The organism is Nonomuraea glycinis, assembly GCF_035920485.1.
Classification (GTDB): Bacteria; Actinomycetota; Actinomycetes; order Streptosporangiales; family Streptosporangiaceae; genus Nonomuraea; species Nonomuraea glycinis.
In genome coordinates this window covers 4,762,197-4,783,781 of sequence record NZ_CP109166.1, presented here as the reverse complement: position 1 = coordinate 4,783,781, position 21,585 = coordinate 4,762,197, and the positions used below count along the sequence as shown (strand labels likewise).

The 21,585-nt window shown below is 68.8% G+C and carries 21 protein-coding genes; 2 read left to right on the top strand and 19 right to left on the bottom strand.

What is annotated here, in order from left to right:
- From OHA68_RS22585 to rpmE, 16 genes are all read right to left on the bottom strand, one after another.
- Complete coding sequence (locus OHA68_RS22585) at positions 1–903, bottom strand: F0F1 ATP synthase subunit gamma (RefSeq protein ID WP_189138438.1); 903 nt, start codon at positions 901–903, stop codon at positions 1–3.
- Positions 904–906: 3 nt separating this feature from the next.
- A complete protein-coding gene (gene atpA / locus OHA68_RS22580; RefSeq protein WP_189138439.1) occupies positions 907–2,556 on the bottom strand; it encodes a F0F1 ATP synthase subunit alpha in 1,650 nt (549 codons plus the stop codon).
- A gap of 23 nt (positions 2,557–2,579) precedes the next feature.
- The gene (locus OHA68_RS22575) at positions 2,580–3,389 is read right to left on the bottom strand and encodes a F0F1 ATP synthase subunit delta (protein ID WP_327109408.1); all 810 of its coding nucleotides are present in this window, start codon (positions 3,387–3,389) and stop codon (positions 2,580–2,582) included.
- A complete protein-coding gene (locus tag OHA68_RS22570) occupies positions 3,389–3,943 on the bottom strand; it encodes a F0F1 ATP synthase subunit B (protein ID WP_327109407.1) in 555 nt (184 codons plus the stop codon). Before OHA68_RS22570 ends, OHA68_RS22575 begins: the two co-directional genes overlap by 1 nt.
- 34 nt (positions 3,944–3,977) lie before the next feature.
- On the bottom strand, positions 3,978–4,217 hold the full coding sequence (atpE, locus tag OHA68_RS22565) for an ATP synthase F0 subunit C (RefSeq protein WP_327109543.1): 240 nt from the start codon (positions 4,215–4,217) through the stop codon (positions 3,978–3,980).
- Positions 4,218–4,289: 72 nt separating this feature from the next.
- Positions 4,290–5,084: a F0F1 ATP synthase subunit A gene (gene atpB, locus OHA68_RS22560; protein ID WP_327109406.1), complete on the bottom strand. Its 795-nt coding sequence runs from the start codon at positions 5,082–5,084 to the stop codon at positions 4,290–4,292.
- 70 nt (positions 5,085–5,154) lie between these two features.
- Positions 5,155–5,370, bottom strand: coding sequence for an AtpZ/AtpI family protein (locus tag OHA68_RS22555; protein WP_187281350.1), 216 nt, complete (start codon positions 5,368–5,370; stop codon positions 5,155–5,157).
- 66 nt (positions 5,371–5,436) lie between these two features.
- A complete protein-coding gene (locus tag OHA68_RS22550) occupies positions 5,437–5,859 on the bottom strand; it encodes a hypothetical protein (protein WP_327109405.1) in 423 nt (140 codons plus the stop codon).
- 131 nt (positions 5,860–5,990) lie between these two features.
- Positions 5,991–7,268 carry a glycosyltransferase family 4 protein gene (locus OHA68_RS22545; protein ID WP_327109404.1) on the bottom strand — a complete coding sequence of 426 codons (1,278 nt, stop codon included), beginning with the start codon at positions 7,266–7,268 and terminating at the stop codon, positions 5,991–5,993.
- 57 nt (positions 7,269–7,325) lie between these two features.
- Positions 7,326–8,591, bottom strand: coding sequence for a serine hydroxymethyltransferase (locus tag OHA68_RS22540; RefSeq protein ID WP_327109403.1), 1,266 nt, complete (start codon positions 8,589–8,591; stop codon positions 7,326–7,328).
- A 57-nt stretch (positions 8,592–8,648) separates the two neighbouring features.
- Entirely contained in the window at positions 8,649–9,023 is a 375-nt protein-coding gene (locus OHA68_RS22535; RefSeq protein WP_189138448.1) for a hypothetical protein, read from the bottom strand.
- On the bottom strand, positions 9,023–10,960 hold the full coding sequence (locus tag OHA68_RS22530) for a hypothetical protein (RefSeq protein WP_327109402.1): 1,938 nt from the start codon (positions 10,958–10,960) through the stop codon (positions 9,023–9,025). The genes OHA68_RS22535 and OHA68_RS22530 overlap by 1 nt, the downstream gene beginning before the upstream one ends.
- Positions 10,961–11,046: 86 nt before the next feature.
- On the bottom strand, positions 11,047–11,703 hold the full coding sequence (locus OHA68_RS22525) for an L-threonylcarbamoyladenylate synthase (RefSeq protein WP_327109401.1): 657 nt from the start codon (positions 11,701–11,703) through the stop codon (positions 11,047–11,049).
- A gap of 1 nt (position 11,704) precedes the next feature.
- Positions 11,705–12,559, bottom strand: a complete 855-nt coding sequence (gene prmC / locus OHA68_RS22520) for a peptide chain release factor N(5)-glutamine methyltransferase (RefSeq protein ID WP_189138451.1) — start codon at positions 12,557–12,559, stop codon at positions 11,705–11,707.
- The gene (gene prfA, locus OHA68_RS22515) at positions 12,556–13,608 is read right to left on the bottom strand and encodes a peptide chain release factor 1 (protein ID WP_327109400.1); all 1,053 of its coding nucleotides are present in this window, start codon (positions 13,606–13,608) and stop codon (positions 12,556–12,558) included. The genes prmC and prfA overlap by 4 nt, the downstream gene beginning before the upstream one ends.
- 94 nt (positions 13,609–13,702) lie before the next feature.
- Entirely contained in the window at positions 13,703–13,921 is a 219-nt protein-coding gene (rpmE, locus tag OHA68_RS22510) for a 50S ribosomal protein L31 (protein WP_189138453.1), read from the bottom strand.
- A gap of 224 nt (positions 13,922–14,145) precedes the next feature.
- Between rpmE and OHA68_RS22505 the strand changes: the two genes are divergently transcribed.
- Entirely contained in the window at positions 14,146–15,174 is a 1,029-nt protein-coding gene (locus OHA68_RS22505; protein ID WP_327109399.1) for a hypothetical protein, read from the top strand.
- Between the two features lie 61 nt (positions 15,175–15,235).
- Here OHA68_RS22505 and rho read toward each other — a convergent pair whose 3' ends face one another.
- The 3 genes from rho to thrC all read right to left on the bottom strand — a co-directional run bounded on the left by rho (position 15,236) and on the right by thrC (position 19,861).
- Positions 15,236–17,284 carry a transcription termination factor Rho gene (gene rho / locus OHA68_RS22500; RefSeq protein ID WP_327109398.1) on the bottom strand — a complete coding sequence of 683 codons (2,049 nt, stop codon included), beginning with the start codon at positions 17,282–17,284 and terminating at the stop codon, positions 15,236–15,238.
- 460 nt (positions 17,285–17,744) lie between these two features.
- On the bottom strand, positions 17,745–18,653 hold the full coding sequence (thrB, locus tag OHA68_RS22495) for a homoserine kinase (RefSeq protein WP_189138456.1): 909 nt from the start codon (positions 18,651–18,653) through the stop codon (positions 17,745–17,747).
- Positions 18,654–18,802: 149 nt separating this feature from the next.
- Positions 18,803–19,861 carry a threonine synthase gene (gene thrC / locus OHA68_RS22490; protein ID WP_189138457.1) on the bottom strand — a complete coding sequence of 353 codons (1,059 nt, stop codon included), beginning with the start codon at positions 19,859–19,861 and terminating at the stop codon, positions 18,803–18,805.
- Positions 19,862–20,018: 157 nt separating this feature from the next.
- Between thrC and OHA68_RS22485 the strand changes: the two genes are divergently transcribed.
- Complete coding sequence (locus OHA68_RS22485) at positions 20,019–21,494, top strand: glycosyltransferase (RefSeq protein WP_327109397.1); 1,476 nt, start codon at positions 20,019–20,021, stop codon at positions 21,492–21,494.
- Positions 21,495–21,585: the final 91 nt, after the last annotated feature.

Here is a 21,585-nt window from a genome sequence, read left to right as displayed (position 1 = left end):
TCACTCTTTCCCCGCTGCGGCGTCAGCGAGCGCGTTGGCGCCACCGACGATCTCGCTGATTTCCTGGGTGATCTCTGCCTGGCGAGCCTGGTTCATCTGCATGGTGAACACGCGGATCAGCTCGTTGGCGTTGTCCGTGGCGGACTTCATCGCCCGGCGGCGCGCCGCCTCCTCCGAAGCCGCGGACTCCAGCAGCGCCGTGAAGATGCGGGACTCCACGTAGCGCGGCAGCAGCGACTCCAGCACATCGGCTGCGGTCGGCTCGAACTCGAAGTACGGAGGGATCGTCTCGGTCTCGGTCGCCTCGGTCTCCTCGACCTCCAGCGGCAGAATGCGCTTGACCACGACATTCTGCGTGAGCATCGAGACGAACTCGGTCGAGACGATGTGGATCTCGTCGATGCCGTTCTCGTCCTTGAAGGACTCGATCAGCGTCTCGGCGATCTCCTTGGCGTCCTTGTAGGCCGGAGCCCTGGAGAAGCCGACCCACTGGCCGCCCATCTCCCGGCTGCGGAAGCTGTGCCAGGTGACACCCTTCCGGCCGGTGACGAACGGCACCACGTCCATGCCGCGGCCCGCCAGCAGCCCGCGCAGGGCCTCGGCCTCGCGCAGCACGTTGGCGTTGAAGCCACCGCAGAAGCCGCTGTCGCTGGTGACGATGAGGACGCCCGCCTTGGCGGGGTTGTCCTTCGCCACGGTCAGCGGATGATCGACGCTCGCGGCGTTGCTGACGACGCCCGTGACGGCGCGAATGATCTCACGCTCGTACGGCAACGCCGCCTGCATCCGCATCTGCGCCTTCACGATCCGCGAAGAGGCGATGAGCTCCTGGGCGCGCGTGATCTTGGCGGTCGACTTGACCGACTTGATCCGCCGCCGCAGCAGCCTTAGCTGGGCACCCATCGGCTACTTCTTCTCCGCCGAGCGAACGACCTTGCGGATCTTCTCCTGGCCGACCTCTTCGGCCGCCAGAGGAGCCACAGGCTCGTCCTTCACCAGCAGTTCGCCGGAGGAGGTGGTGAAGCCCTTCTTGAACTCCGTGATGGCGTCCTTGAGCACGGTCACCGTGTCGTCGCCCAGCTGCCCGCTCTCGCGGATGCCGTCGAAGATGCCCTTGTGCGAGCTCTGGATGAACTCCAGGAACTCACTCTCGAAGCGCCGGATGTCCTCCACCGGAACCTCGTCGAGCTCGCCCGTGGTGCCCGCCCAGACCGACACGACTTGGTGCTCGGTCGGGAACGGGGAGTACTGGGGCTGGATGAGCAGCTCGGTCAGGCGCTGGCCGCGGTCGAGCTGGGCGCGGGAGGCCGCGTCCAGGTCGGACGCGAAGGCCGCGAAGGCCTCCAGGTCGCGATACTGCGACAGCGACAGCCGCAGCGTGCCCGCGACCTTCCGCATCGCCTTGGACTGCGCGGAGCCGCCGACTCGGGAGACCGAGATACCGACGTTGATCGCAGGCCGGATGCCGGCGTTGAAGTAGTCGGTCTCCAGGAAGCACTGGCCGTCGGTGATGGAGATGACGTTGGTCGGGATGAACGCCGAGACGTCGTTGCCCTTCGTCTCGATGATCGGCAGACCGGTCATCGAGCCGCCGCCCAGGTCGTCGGAGAGCTTGGCGCAGCGCTCCAGCAGCCGGGAGTGGAGGTAGAAGACGTCACCGGGGAACGCCTCGCGGCCCGGCGGGCGGCGAAGCAGCAGCGAGACGGCGCGGTAGGCGTCGGCCTGCTTGGTGAGGTCGTCGAAAATGATCAGAACGTGCTTGCCCTGGTACATCCAGTGCTGGCCGATGGCCGAGCCGGTGTAGGGGGCGATGTACTTGTAGCCGGCCGGGTCGGACGCCGGGGCGGCGACGATCGTGGTGTATTCGAGTGCGCCGGCCTCTTCGAGGCGGGAGCGCACCTGCGCGATCGTCGAACCCTTCTGGCCGACGGCCACGTAAACGCAGCGCACCTGCTTCTCGGGGTCACCCGAGGCCCAGTTCTCGCGCTGGTTGAGGATGGTGTCCACGGCGATCGCGGTCTTGCCGGTGCCACGGTCACCGATGATCAGCTGGCGCTGGCCACGGCCGATCGGCGTCATGGCGTCGATCGCCTTGATGCCGGTCTGCAGCGGCTGCTTCACCGGCTGACGCTGGACGACCGAGGGCGCCTGGAGCTCAAGGGCGCGAAGGCCCTCGGACTCGATCGCGCCCTTGCCGTCGAGCGGGTTGCCCAGGGGGTCGACCACGCGGCCGAGGAAGTTGTCGCCGACCGGCACGGACAGGACCTCGCCCGTCCGGCGGACCGTCTGACCTTCCTCGATGCCGCTGAACTCGCCCAGGACCACGGCACCGATTTCACGGGTGTCGAGGTTAAGTGCCAGGCCGCGCGTGCCGTTCTCGAACTCGAGCAGCTCGTTCGCCATCGCCGAGGGAAGGCCGGAGACATGGGCAATGCCGTCGCCGGCGTCGACGACGGTCCCGATCTCCTCGCGCGCGGCGCCTTCCGGTTCGTACGCCTGGACGAAGCGCTCAAGCGCGTCCCGGATCTCGTCCGGCCGGATCGTAAGCTCCGCCATCTCTACTCTGTCTCCCTATTCGCCTAGCCGGCCAACCGGCGGCGGACTTCTTCGATTCGTCCCACAATGGTGGTGTCGATGATTTCGTCGCCGATGCGGACCGAGAACCCACCGAGCACTCGTTTGTCCACCTCGACATTCAGGTGCACGTCGCGGCCGTAAGAGGAACGCAGCCACGCGATGAGCCGCTGCCTCTGCGCCTCCGACAGCTCGACCGCGCTGCGAACCACCGCCACCAGGCGCTGACTCTGCTGCGACACGAGCCGGCCGAACTCTTCCAGGCCTGTTTCCAGGTTACGTCCTCGCGGATGCACCGCCACCTGCGTGATCAGGCGCAGGGTGGTCGGTGCCACCTTCTCCGCCAGCAGGTCGCGCAGCAGGTCCCGCTTGTCCGTCTCCGGGGCACCCGCGTCGGCGAGTGCGCTTCGCAGCTGCGGGTTGGCGGCCAGGATGCGGCCGAAGCGGAAGAGCTCGTCCTCCACCTCGTCGAGCTTGCGCTGGCCCTCGGCCTCGGCCGCCGCGGCGATGACGCCGAGACGCTCCAGCACGTCGGCCAGGTCACCGGCGCGCGACCACCTGGCCGAGACCGCGGCCTCGACGGTGGCGATCGCGGCCTCGCTGACCCGGCCGTCGAGCAGCGCGCGCACGGTGCGCGCCTTCTGCTCGGCGGGCCTGGCCTGGTCGGACAGGGCCCGGCGCAGGCCGTGCTCCCGGTCGAGCAGATCCGCGGCGGCGAACAGCTCGTCGGAGAGCGTGCCGAGGTCGGCGCTGCCGGCGACCACGTTGAAGCGCTCCTCGACCTCTGCCAGCGAGGTCCTGCTCAAGCCCCGCATCAACCCACCGCCTGCGCGTTTGAGCTCTCCAGCTCGTCAAGGAAGCGGTCGACGGTGCGGCGCTGCCTGGCCTCGTCCTCAAGGGACTCGCCCACGATCCGGCTGGCGAGGTCGGTCGACAGACGACCGACCTCGTTGCGGAGCTGGGCGAAGGCGGCCTGGCGGTCCGCCTCGATCTGGGCGTGCGCCGCCTCGACGAGACGACGGGCCTCGGCCTGCGCCTCCTCGCGGAGCTCAGCCTTGATCTGCGCGGCCTGCTCACGAGCTTCCTCGCGCAGGCGCGCCGCGTCGCGGCGGGCCTCTTCGAGCTGCTCGCTGTACTGCCGCTGCAGGACCTGCGCCTGCGCCTGGGCCTCCTCTGCCCTCTTGATGCCGCCTTCGATGGCGTCGGTGCGCTCGGACAGCGTCTTCTGGATACGCGGGACGAGAATCTTGCCGACGACGATGAGGACGACGAAGAACGAGAAGATACCGACGACGAGCTCATAGGTGTGCGGAATCAGAGGGTTGGCACCCTCCTCCGCCGCAGCGAGGAGCGTAGCTGCCGTAGTCATGGATGCAGCCTTTCGTCAGGAATTCTTCTGGTCTTTAGAGGTTCGCGAAGATGAACGGCGCGACCAGCCCGATCAGGGCGAGGGCCTCGGTGAGGACGAAGCCGAGGAGCATGTTCTGACGGATCAGGCCGTAGGCCTCGGGCTGACGCGCGATGGCCTGCACGCCCTGACCGAAGATGATGCCGACGCCGATGCCGGGGCCGATGGCGGCGAGACCGTAACCGATGGCGGTTACGTTGCCGGAGACCTCAGCGAGAACGTTCAGGCTGCTCATTGCTCGTTTTCCTTTACTGAACGGCCGGTGAAGTGGAGTCTCACCGGTCATGGATATTCCGGTATGTGGTTCTCAGTGATCCGCGTGCAGCGCGCCGTTGATGTACATCGCGGCCAGCATCGCGAAGAGGAATGCCTGCAGGAACTGGATGAACATCTCGAAGCCGGTGAGCACGATCGTCATGATCACACCGAGCACGCCGATGGGCGCGCCGAGCGGGGTCAGCGCCTCGAACAGGAACCAGAAGCCCACCATGCTGAAGAACGCCAGCAGCATGTGGCCGGCGAACATGTTCGCGAACAGTCGCACGGCGTGCGTGAACGGCGCGATGATCATGTTCGACAGGAACTCGATCGGGGCCAGCAGCAGGTAGATCGGCTTCGGCAGTCCCGGGGGGAACATCATGTTCTTGAAGTAGCCGACCGGGCCCTGATGCTTGACGCCCAGGTAGACCTTGAGCACGTAGATCGAGATCGCGAGCACGGCCGGGAAGGCGATGTGCGAGGCGACCGGGAACTGGAGCACCGGGATGACGCCCATGAGGTTCCAGACCAGCACCAGGAAGAACAGGGTGAGCAACAACCCCATCCACCGGTCGGCATCCTTGCCGAGGAAGGGCCGGGCGACCTGGTCACGCACGAACATGTAGCCGTATTCGGCGACATTCTGCACACCTCTGGGCACCAGCTTGGGCTTGGCGAAGGCCGCCCAGCAGAAGCCGATCACGAGGACCGAGGCGAACAGGGCGAGCAGAACCGGCTTGGTGAACCAGTCGACCCCGGGAATGATGGGGGGCAACGTGAAAAGCTCGTCAGGCGTGGGCGCCCCGAACTCTCCCGGTGGTGCTAGGACCGTCAGCGTACTCACGCGGCGTTCCCTTCAACGTCGTAGTTGATCACAACAAGAGTTTCCTCAGAGAAGCGGTCGCTGCGTCGGGCTAGCGACCGTGCCTCCGGTAGACCGCATAGCCGGCGAGCACCAGCCCCAGGACGATGCCTATGGGGAAGAACGCGGACAGGTCCAGCCACCGGTCCAGCAACCACCCGATGCCGCCGTAGACCGCCATCCCGGCGAGAAGATAGCTGGGGACCGACCACATGGCGTCGGCGAAGTCGCGACCGTCTGTTTCCGGTCGACGTTCTTGTTCGCTCATCGCGGCCCTGACGATAGCAGGCGAGTAGAGGACTAGTCATATCGGACCCCGTCCTGTCAGCAAGCCTCATCGGTCGCCCTGACCGGGGACCGTGGCTTCGGGGTCGACGTACAGCATCTTGGTCTTGATGAAGGCCCGGACTTCGAAGGCCGTCCAGACGATCGTGCACACCACCACCGACCAGGCGAAGACCTGGGGGTTCCAGAGCGTGGTGTCACCGAACGTGACCAGCATCGCCATGATGACGATGACCTTGACGAGGTAGCTGACCATCGCGGCGATGGCCATCATCTGAGGGGACACTCGGGCGGCGTAGGAGACCGCCACCACGCTGATGCTGAAGAAGACGGCGACGAGCAGGGTGCCGATCACCGCGCCCAGCGCTCCTGCGCCACCGACCGTCAGCTGGGCCACCACCACGGCAACCACTCCGACCGCCAGGGTCGGGATCGCGGCGCTCTTGAGTACGCGCACGTCGTTGGCTTGCATCGGTGCTCCATCAGCGTGTTGTCAAGCGAGCGTTTGCTACCCCCTAGACCTGTGCATCCGGGGGCCCCTGCTCGTGAAAGATATCACAAGCGCACGGAAGACCGCTTTTACCTGCCGTTTCTAGGTCCCTGTCAAGGACGACTCGGAAAGGCAGGAATGACCGGTTTGTGCTCGGCGCTCGCCCGCTCCTGCGTCGGCCCGGACTCCGGCGGCATCCGCCGCCTGATCTCGGTCTCCGGCACGATCGGCGGCATCGGACCGGTGGGCGGCCCGTCATCGTCGCCCGCCTGGTCACGTGCCGCCCTGACCCGGCGGCGCCACCGCGGCGCGGCCATCATCACCAGCACGCCGAGGGCCAGCAGGATCATCGGCGGGAACAGCAGCACCGGCACCCCGATCGTGGACATCGCCACGATGCCGAACGCGAACAGGAACGCCCACGCGTACATGATCAGCACCGACTGCCGGTGCGAGTGCCCGATGTCCATCAGCCGGTGGTGCAGATGGCCCCGGTCCGGGGCGAACGGCGACATGCCGTAAGAGGTGCGCCGCACCACGGCGGTGATCAGGTCGATGAGCGGCAGCACCAGCACCGCGGCGGGCACCAGGAGCGGGGTCAGCACGCCGAACTTGTTGATGCCCTCGATGACCGACGGGTCGACCGGCGTCACCGTGACGATCGAGGAGGCGAGCACCAGCCCGATCAGCATCGCGCCCGTGTCACCCATGAAGATCTTGGCCGGGTGGAAGTTGTGCGGCAGGAAGCCCAGGCAGGTGCCGATGAGGACGGCGGCGATGGCCGCGGTCGTGGTGATGCGGTCACCGGTGATGCTCTGCTTGAGGAAGATCGAGTAGGCCCAGGTGGCCATGGCGGCGATGCACACGATCCCGGCGGCGAGGCCGTCGAGCCCGTCGACGAAGTTGACCGCGTTGATGGCCACCACCACGACGAGGATCGTGATGATCGTGCTCAGGGTGTAGTCGAGGCTGGTGGAACCGCCCCAGTCCTTCGGCAGCGGGATGTAGGTCAACCGCAACCCGAAAGAGACCAGCAGCCCCGCGGCGGCGATCTGACCGGCGAGCTTGATGAAGGGGTCCATGCCCCACCAGTCGTCCAGGAAGCCGGTCACCGTGATGACGCCGCCCGCCACGATGAGCGCCAGCACCGGGTCGCCCTCGGAGTCGGCGAGCGCCGCGCCGGTGTTGGTCAGCTCACCCGCCACCAGCAGGCCCGCGACGAGCCCGCCGTACATCGCCAGGCCGCCCAGCCGGGGGGTCGGGGTGGTGTGCACGTCACGTTCACGGATCTCCGGCGCGGCACCGATACGGATGGCGAAGCGACGCACCAGCGGAACGAGCAGATAAGTCACCGCGGCCGCGATGAGCGCCATGAACATGTATTCGCGCACAGACCTAGTTTCCAGGATGTTCCGGCCGCCTGTGACCGGAAAACGACTCAGAACAGCTTAATCTTCGCTGAGATATGGCTGATGGATGGACAGCAGCGCAGCCACTCTTGCCTGCACATCCTCCACGGCTTCGGGCTTTCGGATGGCTCTGGCCACCAATGTGCCAATTTCCGCCATTTCCTGGGGTCCCAGCCCCTGGGTGGTGACACAGGGCGTGCCGACACGGATGCCCGAGGTCACGGCCGCCGGCTCCGGATCGTACGGAATCGCGTTCCGGTTGAGGGTGATGCCCGCCGCCGCGCACCGGCGCTCCGCCTCGGCGCCGGAGATGGCCAGATCGCGCAGGTCGATCAGCGCCAGGTGCGTGTCCGTGCCGCCGGAGACCGGCCGCATCCCTTCGGCGGCCAGCGACTGGCACAGGGCCTGCGCGTTGGCCACCACCTGCCGCGCGTAGTCGGCGAACTCCGGCCGCAGCGCCTCCCCGAACGCCACCGCCTTCGCCGCCACTGCGTGCATCAGGGGCCCGCCCTGGATGAACGGGAACACCGCCCGGTCGATCCTGGCGGCCAGCTCCGCCGTGCACAGGATGCCTCCGCCGCGCGGCCCGCGCAGCGACTTGTGCGTGGTGAAGGTGACGACATCCGCGTACGGCACCGCCGACGGAACGGCGCGGCCCGCCATCAGGCCGATCGGGTGCGCCGCATCGGCCAGCAGCCAGGCGCCCACCTCATCGGCGATCCCCCGCAGCACCCCGTAGTCGATCAGGCGCGGATAGGCCGTCGCGCCGCAGACGATCACCTTGGGCCGGTGCCGCAGCGCCAGGTCCCTGACCTCGTCGTAGTCGATCAGCTCGGTGTCGCGCCGCACCCCGTAGGCCGCCACGTCGAACCACCGGCCGGAGAAGTTGACCTTGGAACCGTGGGTGAGATGCCCGCCGTGCGGCAGCGCCATGGCCAGCATCGTGTCGCCGGGCTGCAGCAACGCCGCGTACGCGGCCAGGTTCGCCGACGCGCCGGAGTGCGGCTGGACGTTGGCGTGCTCGGCGCCGAACAACGCGCGGGCCCGCTCGATGGCCAGCCGCTCGGCCCGGTCCACGACCTCGCAGCCGCCGTAGTAACGCTTGCCCGGGTAGCCCTCGGCGTACTTGTTACTCAGCGTCGATCCGAGGGCGGCCAGCACGGCGGGCGAGGTGAAGTTCTCGCTCGCGATGAGCTGGAGTCCGGCGCGGGCCCGCTCGACCTCGTCGAGCAGGATCCGCGCCAGCTCCGGGTCCTGTCGCTGGAGCTGGCCGAAGTCGGGGCCGTAGGTGGGTATGACACCCATGACTCCACTGTACGAGCACGCGTCCGGTTTTTTCCAGGATGTCGGGACAGGTGGTGTTCAGGAGAACGCGTGTGGCGCTCCGATGGCGCTGGGGATCCACCGCGGGGTGTCGGCCGCCTCGTCGCTGATCGACGTGAGCACGGCCTGGCGGTACTGGCTGAGCCGGGTGCGCCACTCCTGCAGGTCCTCGACGTAGCGGGCGCCGACCGGCGCGTCCCACGTCTGCGGGCTTCTGGCCAGCTGGTAGGCCTTGTCCAGCGACGAGGTGAGGCTCTCCAGCAACGGCAGGACGCTCTGCCAGGCCGTCACGAGCCGCTGGTACTCGGGGTTGAACTCCCAGGCCCTTGGCTGACTGTCCAGCACGCCGCCGGACGTCGACGGCGGATTCTCCCCGGGCTGGCGCGGGCGTGGCGCGGGCGGATCCACGTACATCAGGCACTCCTCTCCGGTGTCTCCGGATCGACCGACCCATGCGGTCCACCGGGCTCGATGTCCACAGGGACCCACACTCCCTCTCGCCACTCCCCTGGCATCTCCACGTTCTGGACGCCCTGCGCGTCCCCGATCATCAGGCGGATCGCATCCGCGGTGAGCGGATCGACGTTCACCGACACCACGTCACCACTGTCGTTCGCCCAGGCGCTCACGGCCGCCGGGGCGCCGGGGACCTCGTTCGCGCCCGTGCCGCCGTAGGTGGGCGGACTCTGCGTACCCACCGGCTGGGTGCCGCTGTCCGGCGGCCGGGTGCCGGTGGCGGTGTCCGGCGACTGGGTGCCGGTGGCGGTGTCGGGCGGCTGGGTGCCGGTGGCCGATGGCGGAGTGCTGGTAGCGGTGTCCGGCGGCGGAGTCGGAGGCACCACCAACCCAGACCCATCGTTACGCGGCACCTGCCCTACACCGTCCTGCCGGGCGTTGTCCTGCCGGGCGTTGTCCTGCCGGGCGTTGTCCTGCCGGGCGTTGTCCTGCCGGGCGTTGTCCTGCCTGCCGTTGTCCTGCCTGCCGTTGTCGTCTCGGACGTTGCCGTCCGGTCTTGCGTTGTCGTCCCGGCCGCCGTAGCCGTCCTGCCTGGGGTTGCCGTCCGGTCCGACATTGCCGTCCTGCCTGGGGTCGCGTACGTCCTGGTCGCGCGGCTGAGCGTCGCGTGAGGTCCCGCTGTCGCGACCGCTGCCGTTGTCCGAACAGCCGTCCGACCCATCGGAGGCAGGTGGCTGCGTGGCCGACGGCTGATCCGTACCGGACGGCGGCGTCGTGCCGGTGGGCGGGTCAATGCGGTTGGGCTGGCCAGTGCCGGTCGGCGGATCATTCCGTACGGGCTGATCCGAACCGGTCGGCGGATCATTCCGGATGGGCTGATCGATTCGAGGGGACTGATCGTTGCCGGAGGGCCGATCCGGGTAGCCGTCCACCTGGCCGGACCTGCCATCCACTTGCGGCATGTCTATCGGCTGAACTTTGTCCAAATTCTTGAGCAGGCTGTCCAGCTGAGTGGCCGTCGGGGGGTCGATCGGCACTTGGATCACTTTGACCCCGTCTACTTCAACGACCTGCGGCCTACTCGGATCGCGGTCATCCGGGTGATCCTTCGCGGGAGTGTCGGTGATTCCCCGATCCCGCACATTGTCATCACAGACGTTCCCGTCCGGCTTACCGTCGTCGGTCTTGCCGTCGGGCTTACCATCGCCGACCTTGCCATCGGGCTTACCGTCGCCGACCTTCCCGTCCGGCTTACCATCACCGACCTTGTCGTCCGGCGTGCCGATGTCGACCCTGCCATCCGGCTTACCATCACCGGTCTTCCCATCAGGCTTACCGTCATCGACCTTGCCATCGGGCTTACCGTCGCCGGTCTTCCCGTCATCGACCTTGCCGTCCGGCTTACCATCACCGACCTTGTCGTCCGGCGTGCCGATGTCGACCCTGCCATCCGGCTTACCATCACCGGTCTTCCCATCAGGCTTACCGTCGCCGACCTTGCCATCAGGCTTACCGTCGCCGGTCTTCCCGTCCGGCTTACCGTCATCGACCTTGCCATCAGGCTTACCGTCGCCGGTCTTTCCGTCGGGTTTGCCGTCGCCTGTGGGAGGGGGATCGTAGTCGTTTCGCTTGGGGTCGTCCGGGGTCGGGCGGGTGGCGTCGCGGTCGGTGACGCGCTTCTCCAGCACCCCCAGGCGAGCCGTGACGTCCTTGACCATCTTGTCCGCCGCGTCCGCCACCTGTGCCGGGCGGTGGGTGGTCTGGGTCGCCAGGCCGGCGCCGGTCATGATCTGGCCGACGCGCCCTTCGACCCTGCGCAGCTCCTCCGCCGCCCGCTTGGCCTCGCCCAGCAGGTCGCGGACCAGCTTGGGATCCATGCCGTCGAACTTGCCCATGGGTCACTCCCGGACGTCGCTGCTCCGGGCTTCACCGTAATGTCGACCCGGCCGCCCGCGCAGCCGGGATAAGCAGACGGTATACGTCACTCGTCGGTGGCGACGTACCCGATGATGCCGCGGAGCTTCCCGACGGGGATCGCGCCGCTCCTGAGGAGACGGGGAACGGCCGTCGTCAGGTCCAGGATGGTGGACGGGGTGCTGTCGGTGGTCTTGCCGCCGTCGAGGTAGACGGCGACGGTGTCGCCGAGCTGCTCCTGCGCCTCCGCGGCCGTGACGGCCGCGGCCGAGCCCGAGCGGTTGGCGCTGGAGACCGCCATCGGGCCCGTCTCCTTGAGCAGGTCGAGCGCGACCGGGTGCAGCGGCATGCGCAGCGCCACGGTGCCCTTGGTGTCGCCCAGGTCCCACGACAGCGCCCGGTTGGCCTTGCAGACCAGCGTGAGCGGCCCGGGCCAGAAGGCGTCGATCAGGTCCTGGCCGTAGGGGCCGAGGTCCTCCACCAGCGCGCTGGCGGCCCGGACCGTGCCGACGAGGACGGGGGGCGGCATGTCGCGGCCGCGCCCCTTGGCCTCGAGCAGCGCGGTGACCGCCGCGGGCGTGAAGGCGTCGGCGCCGATGCCGTAGACGGTGTCGGTCGGCAGCACGACGAGCTCGCCGCGGCGGACGGCCGCGGCAGCCTCGACCAGGCCTTCGGCCCGCTGTTCGAGGTCGGTGCAGTCAAAGCTTCTTCCCACGGCGTGCATCCTAGTCCTGGCCTAGCTTGGCGGTGACGAAGCGGTCCCTGCGCGTCAGATCCTGGCGGAGTCGTACGTCACGCCAGCCGTTGTCCTCAGGGAAGGTGAGGTAAGCCGACCTGCCCTGCTCGTCGGCGTGCTCGACGACCACCCAGCCGCCGGCGCGCAGCAGCCGGCGGGCGGTGCGCTCGACCGCGCGCACCTCGCCGAGGCCGTCGTCTCCGGTGCCGTAGAGGGCGCGGGCGGGGTCGTAGTCGCGGACCTCGGGGTCGCGCGGGATCGCGCCGGGCGGGATGTAGGGCGGGTTGGAGATGACCAGGTCGACCTTGCCGTTGAGCTCGGGCAGGGCTTCGGCGAGGTCTTCGGGGTGCAGGTGGGTGCGGCCCTGGCCGTGCTCGGTGATGTTGCGCTTGGCCCAGCTGTAGGCGTCGGGGTCGACCTCGACGGCGTGCACCTCGGAGAGCGCGACCTCCTGGGCGATGGACAGCGCGATGGCGCCCGAGCCGGTGCCCAGGTCGACGACGATGGGCGCGGTGACGTCCATGGCGCGCAGCGTCTCGATGGCCCAGCCCGTCATGACCTCGGTCTCGGGGCGGGGGACGAAGACGCCCGGGCCGACCGCGAGCTCCAGGTAGCGGAAGTAGGCGTGGCCGGTGATGTGCTGGAGCGGCTCACGCGACTCGCGCCTGGCGACGCCTTCCCAGAACAGCGCGTCGAAGTCGGCGTCCTTGACGGTGTGCAGCTCACTCCTGCGCACGCCGTGGACGAACGCCGCGATCTCCTCCGCGTCCGTGCGCGGGGACGGCACACCTGCCTCGGCCAGCCGCGCGGTGGCGAGGGCGATCTCGTCCAGCAGAAATGTCATGAGTGTTGTGCGAGCTTCTCCGCCATTTCGGCGTCGATGAGGGCTTGGGTGACGGCATTGAGCTCACCGTCGAGAACCTGGTCGAGGTTATACGCCTTGAAGCCGACCCGGTGGTCGGAAATTCGGTTCTCGGGATAATTGTAGGTGCGTACGCGTTCGGAACGGTCGACGGTGCGCACCTGCGACTTCCGTTCGGCCTGCGCGGCGGCGTCGGCCTGCTCCTGGGCGATGGCCAGCAGCCGGGCGCGCAGGATGCGCATCGCCGACTCCTTGTTCTGCAGCTGGCTCTTCTCGTTCTGGCAGGAGACCACGGTGCCGGTGGGCAGGTGGGTGATGCGGACCGCGGAGTCGGTGGTGTTGACGCTCTGGCCGCCGGGGCCGCTGGAGCGGTAGACGTCGATGCGCAGCTCGTTGGGGTCGATCTGGACCTCGACGTCCTCCGCCTCGGGGTAGACGAACACCCCTGCGGCGCTGGTGTGGATGCGGCCCTGCGACTCGGTGACGGGCACGCGCTGCACCCGGTGCACCCCGCCTTCGAACTTGAGCCTGGACCACACGCCGTCGTCGCCCTTGGCCTTGATGGCGACCGCGACGTCCTTGTAGCCGCCCAGGTCGGAAGGCTGGCTGTCGATGATCTCGGCCTTCCAGCCGATGCGCTCGGCGTAGCGGAGATACATGCGCAGCAGATCGCCCGCGAACAGCGCGGACTCCTCGCCGCCCTCGCCCGCCTTGATCTCCATGATGATGTCCTTGTCATCATTGGGATCACGCGGGATCAGCAGATGCTTGAGCCGCTCCTCCAGCCGGGGGACGCGCTTCTCCAGCTCGGCGGCCTCCTCGGCGAACCCCTCGTCCTCACCGGCGAGCTCCTTGGCGGCGGACAGGTCGTCGCGGGTCGCCTCCAGCTCGCGGTAGGTGCCGACGACCGGGGTGAGCTGGGCGTAGCGTTTGCCGAGCGTGCGGGCCCTGCCCTGGTCGGCGTGCACGGCGGGATCGGCGAGCTGCGACTCCAGCTCGGAATACTCCTTGAGCAACTCGTCGAGGTTCACCGTGCATCCTTCGTCTTGCGTGTGGGCGGGGCCGTTTCACCAAGAACGCCGACCCGGCGCACGCGAGGGTGCGGCCGGATCGGCGTCGGTGAAGCTAGTTGCCCGAGGGCTTCTTGCCGAAGCGCTTCTCGAAGCGCGCCACCCGGCCACCGGTGTCCAGGATCTTCTGCTTGCCCGTGTAGAACGGGTGGCAGGCGGAGCAGACGTCGGCGTGGATCGCGCCGTTCTTGGCGGTGCTGCGGGTGGTGAAGGTGGCGCCGCACGTGCAGGTGACGTGCGTGACGTGATAGTCGGGGTGAATGTCGCGCTTCATGGCTGTCCTTTCGGGTGCGGTCGCCGGGTCGCCAGCTGGTGCGTCAGATGCGCATGGGCGGGAGCCGGTACCGCGAAATTCGGTCAGCTACCAGTGTGCCAGATGGTTCAACCACCCAGGGCCACCAGCCATTCCCCCGGTCTTTATGGCGTCGGTCGCGGCGGTCACACTAGGCTCCGCCGCACCAAACATCACTTTTTCCGACTAAAAGGATCATTCATCTGATGAAGAGAAGGGTGCGGTCGCTGCTCGCGACCGCCACGGGGGTCGCCGTTCTTTTCGGAGGCGCAGGCCTCACCACCACCAGCGCGTACGCCGCACAGCACGCGCGCACCACCGGGCCGGACTTCATGGGGGATGTCTCGGCCAGCGCGTACGTGCCGGTCCAGGGCGAGGCCGGAGCCAGCGTGACGCTCAAGCTCAGGGACCCGGCGACGGTCAGGAGGGTCACCGGCGTGATCGCGGCGCCGGGGAAGCCCGACCGGCCGGTCACGTTCGACTTCGAGCGCGACGCCGTCATCACCGGGAAGTGGACGATCGGCGAACGCGACCCGGCCGGCCGGTGGAAACTGACGGTCAACGTCGTCCGCCAGACCACCCAGGTCAACGACTTCACCGTCAAGGTGGCCGGCAAGCAGCGCATCACCTCCGCCTCCGTCACCCCCGACCCCGTCGCGCTGGTCCGGGGCAAGGACGTAAAGGTCCTGGTGGAGAGCACGATCGAGGGCTCCGGCATGGTGTCGGCCAAGCTCGTCAGCGACAAAGGCAGTCAGTACTACGACCTCGGCAACCTGGCTCTGGAGCCCGGCGGCCGCCACCGCGGCACCGCCTACTTCGGGGACGACAGCACCGCCGGCGCGTGGACGCTGGAGATCTACGCCACCCGCGGCGGCGAGGTCCTCAAGGGGGTGTCGCCCTTCACGGTGAAGGCTGCCGCCCAGGGCGCCTCCGGGAAGGCCGGGGCCAGGGTCACGATCGGCGCGGCCAAGAAGGTCAGGAAGGGCGCGTACTTCAAGGTGTACGGCAGGGCCTACCGGGGTGCCAAGCCGTACGCGAACAAAAAACTGAAGATCCACTTCAAGGCCAAGGGCGGCAGCACGTACAAGCTCGTCGCCTTCGTCAGGACGAACCGGTCCGGCAGGTACGCCAAATCCCTCAAGGCGGGCGCGGACGGCTATTTCCGCGTCACGTCGCCGGGCACGCGGGCGACCCGCGCGGCCCTGTCCCCCCAGCGCCTGGTGGACGTGCGGTAGAACGGCCCGGAACGCGAAGAAGCGGCGGGGCGAACCCCGCCGCTTCCTCACCTCGCGCGCACTAGTCGCGGTCGTTGCTCACGGTGGTCTTCTGGACCTGAAGCAGGAACTCCGCGTTGGAGGAGGTCTCCTTCATCTTCTCCAGAAGAAGCTCCAGAGCCTGCTGCATGTCGAGGGCGTGCAGCACGCGGCGGAGCTTCCAGACGATCTGGAGCTCGTCCTTGGCCATGAGGATCTCTTCCTTACGGGTGCCGGACGCGTCGACGTCCACCGCGGGGAAGATCCGCTTGTCGGCCAGGGAGCGGTTGAGCTTGAGCTCCATGTTGCCGGTGCCCTTGAACTCCTCGAAGATGACCTCGTCCATCTTGGACCCGGTCTCGACCAGGGCCGTGGCGAGGATCGTCAGCGAGCCGCCGTTCTCGATGTTGCGGGCGGCGCCGAAGAAGCGCTTGGGCGGGTAGAGGGCCGTGGAGTCGACACCACCGGACAGGATGCGCCCGGAGGCCGGGGCGGCCAGGTTGTAGGCGCGGCCCAGACGGGTGATCGAGTCGAGCAGCACGACCACGTCGTGGCCCAGCTCCACCAGGCGCTTGGCGCGCTCGATGGCGAGCTCGGCGACGGTGGTGTGGTCCTCGGCCGGCCGGTCGAAGGTCGAGTGGATGACCTCGCCCTTGACCGAGCGCTGCATGTCGGTGACCTCTTCAGGCCGCTCGTCCACGAGCACGACCATGAGGTGGCACTCGGGGTTGTTGCGGGTGATCGCGTTGGCGATCGACTGCAGCACCATCGTCTTACCGGCCTTGGGCGGCGAGACGATGAGACCGCGCTGGCCCTTGCCGATGGGCGAGACGAGGTCGATGATCCGCGTGGTGAGGATGTTCGGCTCGGTCTCCAGGCGCAGGCGGTCCTGCGGGTAGAGCGGCGTCAGCTTGTTGAAGTCCGGCCGGTTGCGGGCCTGCTCCGGGTCCATGCCGTTGACGGTGTCGAGGCGGACCAGGGCGTTGAACTTCTCACGCCGCTCGCCGTCGCGCGGCTGGCGGACGGCGCCGGTGATGACGTCGCCCTTGCGCAGGCCGTTGCGGCGGATCTGGGCGAGCGAGACGTAGACGTCGTTGCTGCCCGGCAGGTAGCCGCTCGTCCTGACGAAGGCGTAGTTGTCGAGGATGTCGAGGATGCCGGCGATCGGGATCAGCACATCGTCGTCGCCGATCACGGGCTCGGTGCTGTCGAAGCGCTCGCGGCCACGGCCACGGTTGCGCTCCCGGAACCGGCCGCGGCGCCCGCGTCCGCCCCGCTCGTCGTCGTCGCCCGCGCCACCGCGCGGGTCGCTGCCACGACCGCCGGAGTCGGCGGCGCGCTCACGCTGGTCGGTACGGCCGTCACGGCCGTCACGACCGCCGTCACGGCCACCGTCGCGACCGCCGTCACGACCGTCCCGGCTGTCACGCACGTCGCGCCCGCCGTCACGGGAGCTGTCACGGGAGCTGTCACGGCTCTCGCCGCGACCCTCGCCGCGGTCGCCGGCGCGGTCGTTGCCGCCACGCTCGCCGCGCTCACGGCGCTCGCCACGGCCACGGCGCTCCCGGCGGCTCTCGCCACGGTCGCCACGCGGGTCGCCCTGCTGGGTCTCGGTGGACTGGGCCGACTGAGTGGTCTGAGTGGCCGCAGGGGCCTGCTCGACGACCGGCTCGGCCGCGGCCACGACGGGCTCGGCGGCCGCGACCACCGGCTCGGCGGCGGCCTGTGCGACCGGCTCTTCCACGGTCTTGGTGCGGGAACGTTCCCGACGGGTGCGGGTGGGCCGCTCCGCGGCGGGAGCCGCGTCGGCGGCGACAGGCGCCTCGGTCGCGGTTGCCGTAGCGGGCGCGGCGTCCCCGATGCCGCCACCCTGCTTCTCCTGGATGGCCGCGATGAGCTGGCTCTTCCGCATGCGCCCGGTGCCGCTGATGCCCAGTTCGGCGGCCATCTTCTGCAGCTCGGGCAGCACCTTGGCGGACAGGCCGGTGCCGGAGCGACGCGCACGCGGCTTGGCCGCGGCACGGGTGGGGGTGTCGCCGGTCGCAGCAGGTGTGCCTGGTGCGTCGGAGAGGAGTTCGGTGGTGTCGCTCAACTAAAAGGTCCTTCCCAGGGGTCGGGCGCCGGATTCATTCGCCGGGCGTCCCGGATGTGCTTGCGATCCGGCGGGACAGACCGAACCGGGCTGCACTTTTGCGATCTTCGGCCGCCGCTGGGGACGGTCGCCACTCTTGGCAAGGGGCTCGTCCAGGTCGCCACAGGACGGTGACGAGTGGATGACAACCCCTAAGATTGCTGCCGCCAGCCGGATGTCGAGGTGATTCGAACGCGTGGATCCCCGTCGTCGCCGCCTCACGTTGGGCCTACCGGGTGTGGGCCAACCGGAGGCAACGGATTCCGGGGAGACAGCCGCGCTACTCACGCCTCGCGACGTGAAGCATGATGCAGCGATGTACGGCTGACAAGCACGCGCACCCAACAAGGGGGCATCTGGTGCGGCTATCAGCCTAACATCACCAGCGCACACGGCTATTCCCTGAAGGTCTAAAGAGGTATCAGCGTGTCTCGGGAACCTGAACGTTCGCGCCAACTGGATCGACGTCCATTAGCTGGATGTGCCAGTCATTACCCACTTCTGGCGCGATCAAATCCTGCGAATCCGATGTCGAAAACGCGAGGATCGTGGGACCCGCTCCCGAAACGACCGCGGGCACGCCCACTGCACGCAGACGTTCTACCAGATCCGCGCTCTCGCGCATGGCAGGCGCGCGGTAATCCTGATGGAGACGGTCCTCCGTGGCTGCGAGCAGCAACGCCCGCTCTGGCCGCTGGGTCAGCGCGGCGATCAGCAACGCGGCCCTGCCGGCATTGAAGGAGGCGTCCTTGTGGGGCACATCCTTCGGCAACAGGCCCCGGGCGGTCTCTGTGGCCAGCCGCGTCGCCGGAACGATCACTACAGGCCGGATGCTCGCATCGGGAACCAGTTTCACCATACGTGGTGCGCCGCTGTGCTGCGTCCAGGCGATCGTCAGCCCGCCGGCCAGGCAGGGCGCGACGTTGTCCGGGTGCCCTTCCATCTCGTCGGCCAGCGCGAACACCTCATCATCGGTCAGGTCGCCGTTCCGCGAGAGCGCCCGTGCCGCGAGGATCCCCGCGCAGATGGCCGCGGACGAGCTGCCCAGGCCGCGGGCGTGCGGAATCCTGTTATGGCACCGCAACCGGATCCCGTCCGGCTGCGGCGTCCCCATCCGGTCGAAGGCCGCGCGCATCGCCTTGACGACGAGGTGCCCTTCACCGGTGTCGAGCTCCCCGGCCCCCTCGCCGGTCACCACGACCTCCACGCCGCCGCCGTCGGCGAGTGAGGCGTCGATGTCGTCGTAGAGGCTCAGCGCCAGTCCCAGGGCGTCGTACCCCGGCCCCAGATTGGCCGACGTCGCCGGCACGCGGATGTGAACGGTCGTCATTCGTGAGCCTTTCTCGCCATTGTCCGCGTCATTCCTCTGTGAGGCCGCGATCAATTTCTCTATGGGCGTACGGAAACCCACCCATCGCGTACGGCAGCCGTACCCGGGAGGAGGTCACCGGCACGAGGGCGGCACATCCGCCCGCACGGTCAGGCGAGGCTGAGAGCGGCCGCGGCCGCGTGCACGTCGATGGGGATCGTGACCGGAGCCGGAGCGCCGGAGATGGCCCAGTCGGGGTCCTTGAGTCCGTTGCCCGTGACCGTGCAGACGATCCGCTGCCCGGGGGCGACGAGGCCGTCGGCGTGCGCCTGCAGCAGGCCGGCGACGCTCGCCGCCGAGGCGAGCTCCACGAAGACACCCTCCTCCTGGGCCAGCAGCTTGTAGGCGGCGGCGATCTGCCGGTCGGTGACGGCCTTGATGACGCCGCCGGACTCGTCGCGGGCCGCGGTGGCGAGCTGCCAGGAGGCGGGGTTGCCGATGCGGATGGCGGTGGCGATGGTGTGCGGGTGCGTGACCGGCGCGCCGTCGACGATCGGGGCCGCGCCGCTGGCCTGGAAGCCGAACATGCGGGGGCGCGTGGCGGAGATGCCGTCGGTGGCGTATTCCTGGTAGCCCATCCAGTAGGCGGAGATGTTGCCGGCGTTGCCCACCGGGATGCAGTGGATGTCGGGCGCGTCCCCAAGCGTGTCCACGATCTCGAAGGCGGCGGTCTTCTGGCCCTGCAGCCGGAACGGGTTGACGGAGTTGACCAGCGCGATCGGGTAGTTCGACGAGAGCTTGCGGGTCATCTCCAGGCAGTCGTCGAAGGAGCCCTCGACCTGCAGCAGCGTGGCGCCATGGACGAGGGCCTGGGCCAGCTTGCCCATCGCGATCTTGCCGCGGGGCACCAGCACGGCGCAGGTGAGCCCGGCGCGCACGGCGTAGGCGGCGGCCGAGGCGGAGGTGTTGCCGGTGGAGGCGCAGATGACCGCCTTGGCGCCCTCCTCGACGGCCTTGCTGATGGCCATGGTCATGCCGCGGTCTTTGAAGCTGCCCGTCGGATTGGCGCCCTCGACCTTGAGGAAGACGTCGCACCCGGTGATGGCGGAGACGCGGTGCGCGGGCACCAGCGGGGTGCCGCCTTCGAGCAGCGTGACGACGGGCGTCTGCGGAGTGACCGGCAGCCGATCGCGGTACTCCTCGATGAGGCCACGCCAGGACCTGCCCATTGATATCTCCCTACCTGCGCTGTTGGGCACCGAGTCTACGGGGTCGGCAGGGTGGGCGCGGTGCCGCGTCCAGTGCGTGGACAGCGTCCGGAAGAACGTCATTATTCAGGAAAATCTCAGCATCTCTCGCTAGGGTTTCGCGGCAGGGGGTCACACGATGAACACGCGTCCTGCTATGCCGCAGAACGACTATTCCGCTCTGGTTCCGCCGGAGCTCGGCGCCTGGTCGCCCACCCTGTCCGTGAGCGTGGTCATCCCCGCGCACGGCGGGCCGCATCTGGATCTGACGCTGGCGGCGCTCGCCGCGCAGACCTACCCCGGCCACCTCATGGAGGTCCTGGTCGTGGACGACGGCAGCGAGCCGCCCATCCGCCTGCCGGAGCTGCGGCCGGACAACACCCGGGTGGTCCGGCCGGAGACCGGCTGGGGCATCTCCAACGCCGTCAACTCCGGCGCGAAGGCCGCCGACGGCGAGATCATCCAGCGGCTCGACGCGGACATGGTGGCCTGCCGCGAGCACATCGAGGCGATGGCCCGCTGGCACCACGTGACCGACTACCTGGTCACCATCGGCATGAAGAAGTTCGTCGAGGCGCCGCCGCTCACCCCCGGCGAGGTCCACCGGGCCGGGCACCTGGGCGAGGTGTTCGACCTGGCGCAGGCCGCGAGCAGCTCCACCGAGGCGACGATCGCCAAGACCGACGGGCTACGCAAGAGCCGCAATCCGTACCACGTGTGCACAGGGCCGACCATCGCCCTGCCGAGAGAGATCTTCCACGCCGTCGGCGGCCTGGACCCGGGCGTGACCCGCGGCGGCGACACCGAGTTCGCCTACCGGCTGGCCATGCAGGGCGTGGTGTTCGTACCGGAGCTGGAGGCCCAGGCCGTGCACCTGGGGCTGCCGGCCCAGCACCGGGACCGGGAGCGCGCCGTACGGGCCGTGGAGCCGCACCTCGCGCAGCGCATCCCGCTCCGCCGCGACCTGCGCAAGGACCGGGGCCGCCGCTGGCTGGTCCCGTACGTCGAGATCGTGCTGGACATCGCCGGCACCGCCGAGTCGGTGGTCCGGCAGGCGGTGTCCGCGGCGCTCGACGGCAAGCTGCAGGACGTGGTCGTGACCCTGGTCGCGCCCTGGTCGCGGCTGCGCGACGGGCGGCGCTCGGTGCTGGAGGACCCCAGCTTCGACCTGCGGATGATGCGGGAGATCTACACGCACGACGACCGGATCAGGCTCATCGACGAGGCCGCGCCGACGCCCGCCCCCACGCCGTTCCGCTACCGGGGACCGGTGGACGTGCCGCTGCACCGGGCGACGCTGGAGCGCATGATCGAGACGGTGCAGAAGGACCTGACGGGCGTGCTGATCGTGGACCTGCCCGACGGCCGCACCGCCCGCCTGGAGCGGACCTCCGCACTGGCCCGCGCGCGGTTGCTCGCCGACCCCGGCGACGACCTGGACGACATCATCGACACCACCCATGGTGTACGGCATGTGCCCCCGGACCGCTATTGGCCGAAGCCCGCGCCGCCACAGGCGCCGGCCACGACGGTCCCGGAGCCGTTCGCCGTCGCCGCGGACACCGGCGAACGCACCCTGCTCGGCCGCCTCAAGTCCGCCCTACGCCCCAACTGAGCCCCGCCCCGCGCATCCCACGCTCAAGGGCGGTCCGGCCCGACGGATCCCGCCCCTCAGGACGGTCCTGGCCGTCCCGCGCCTCGGGACC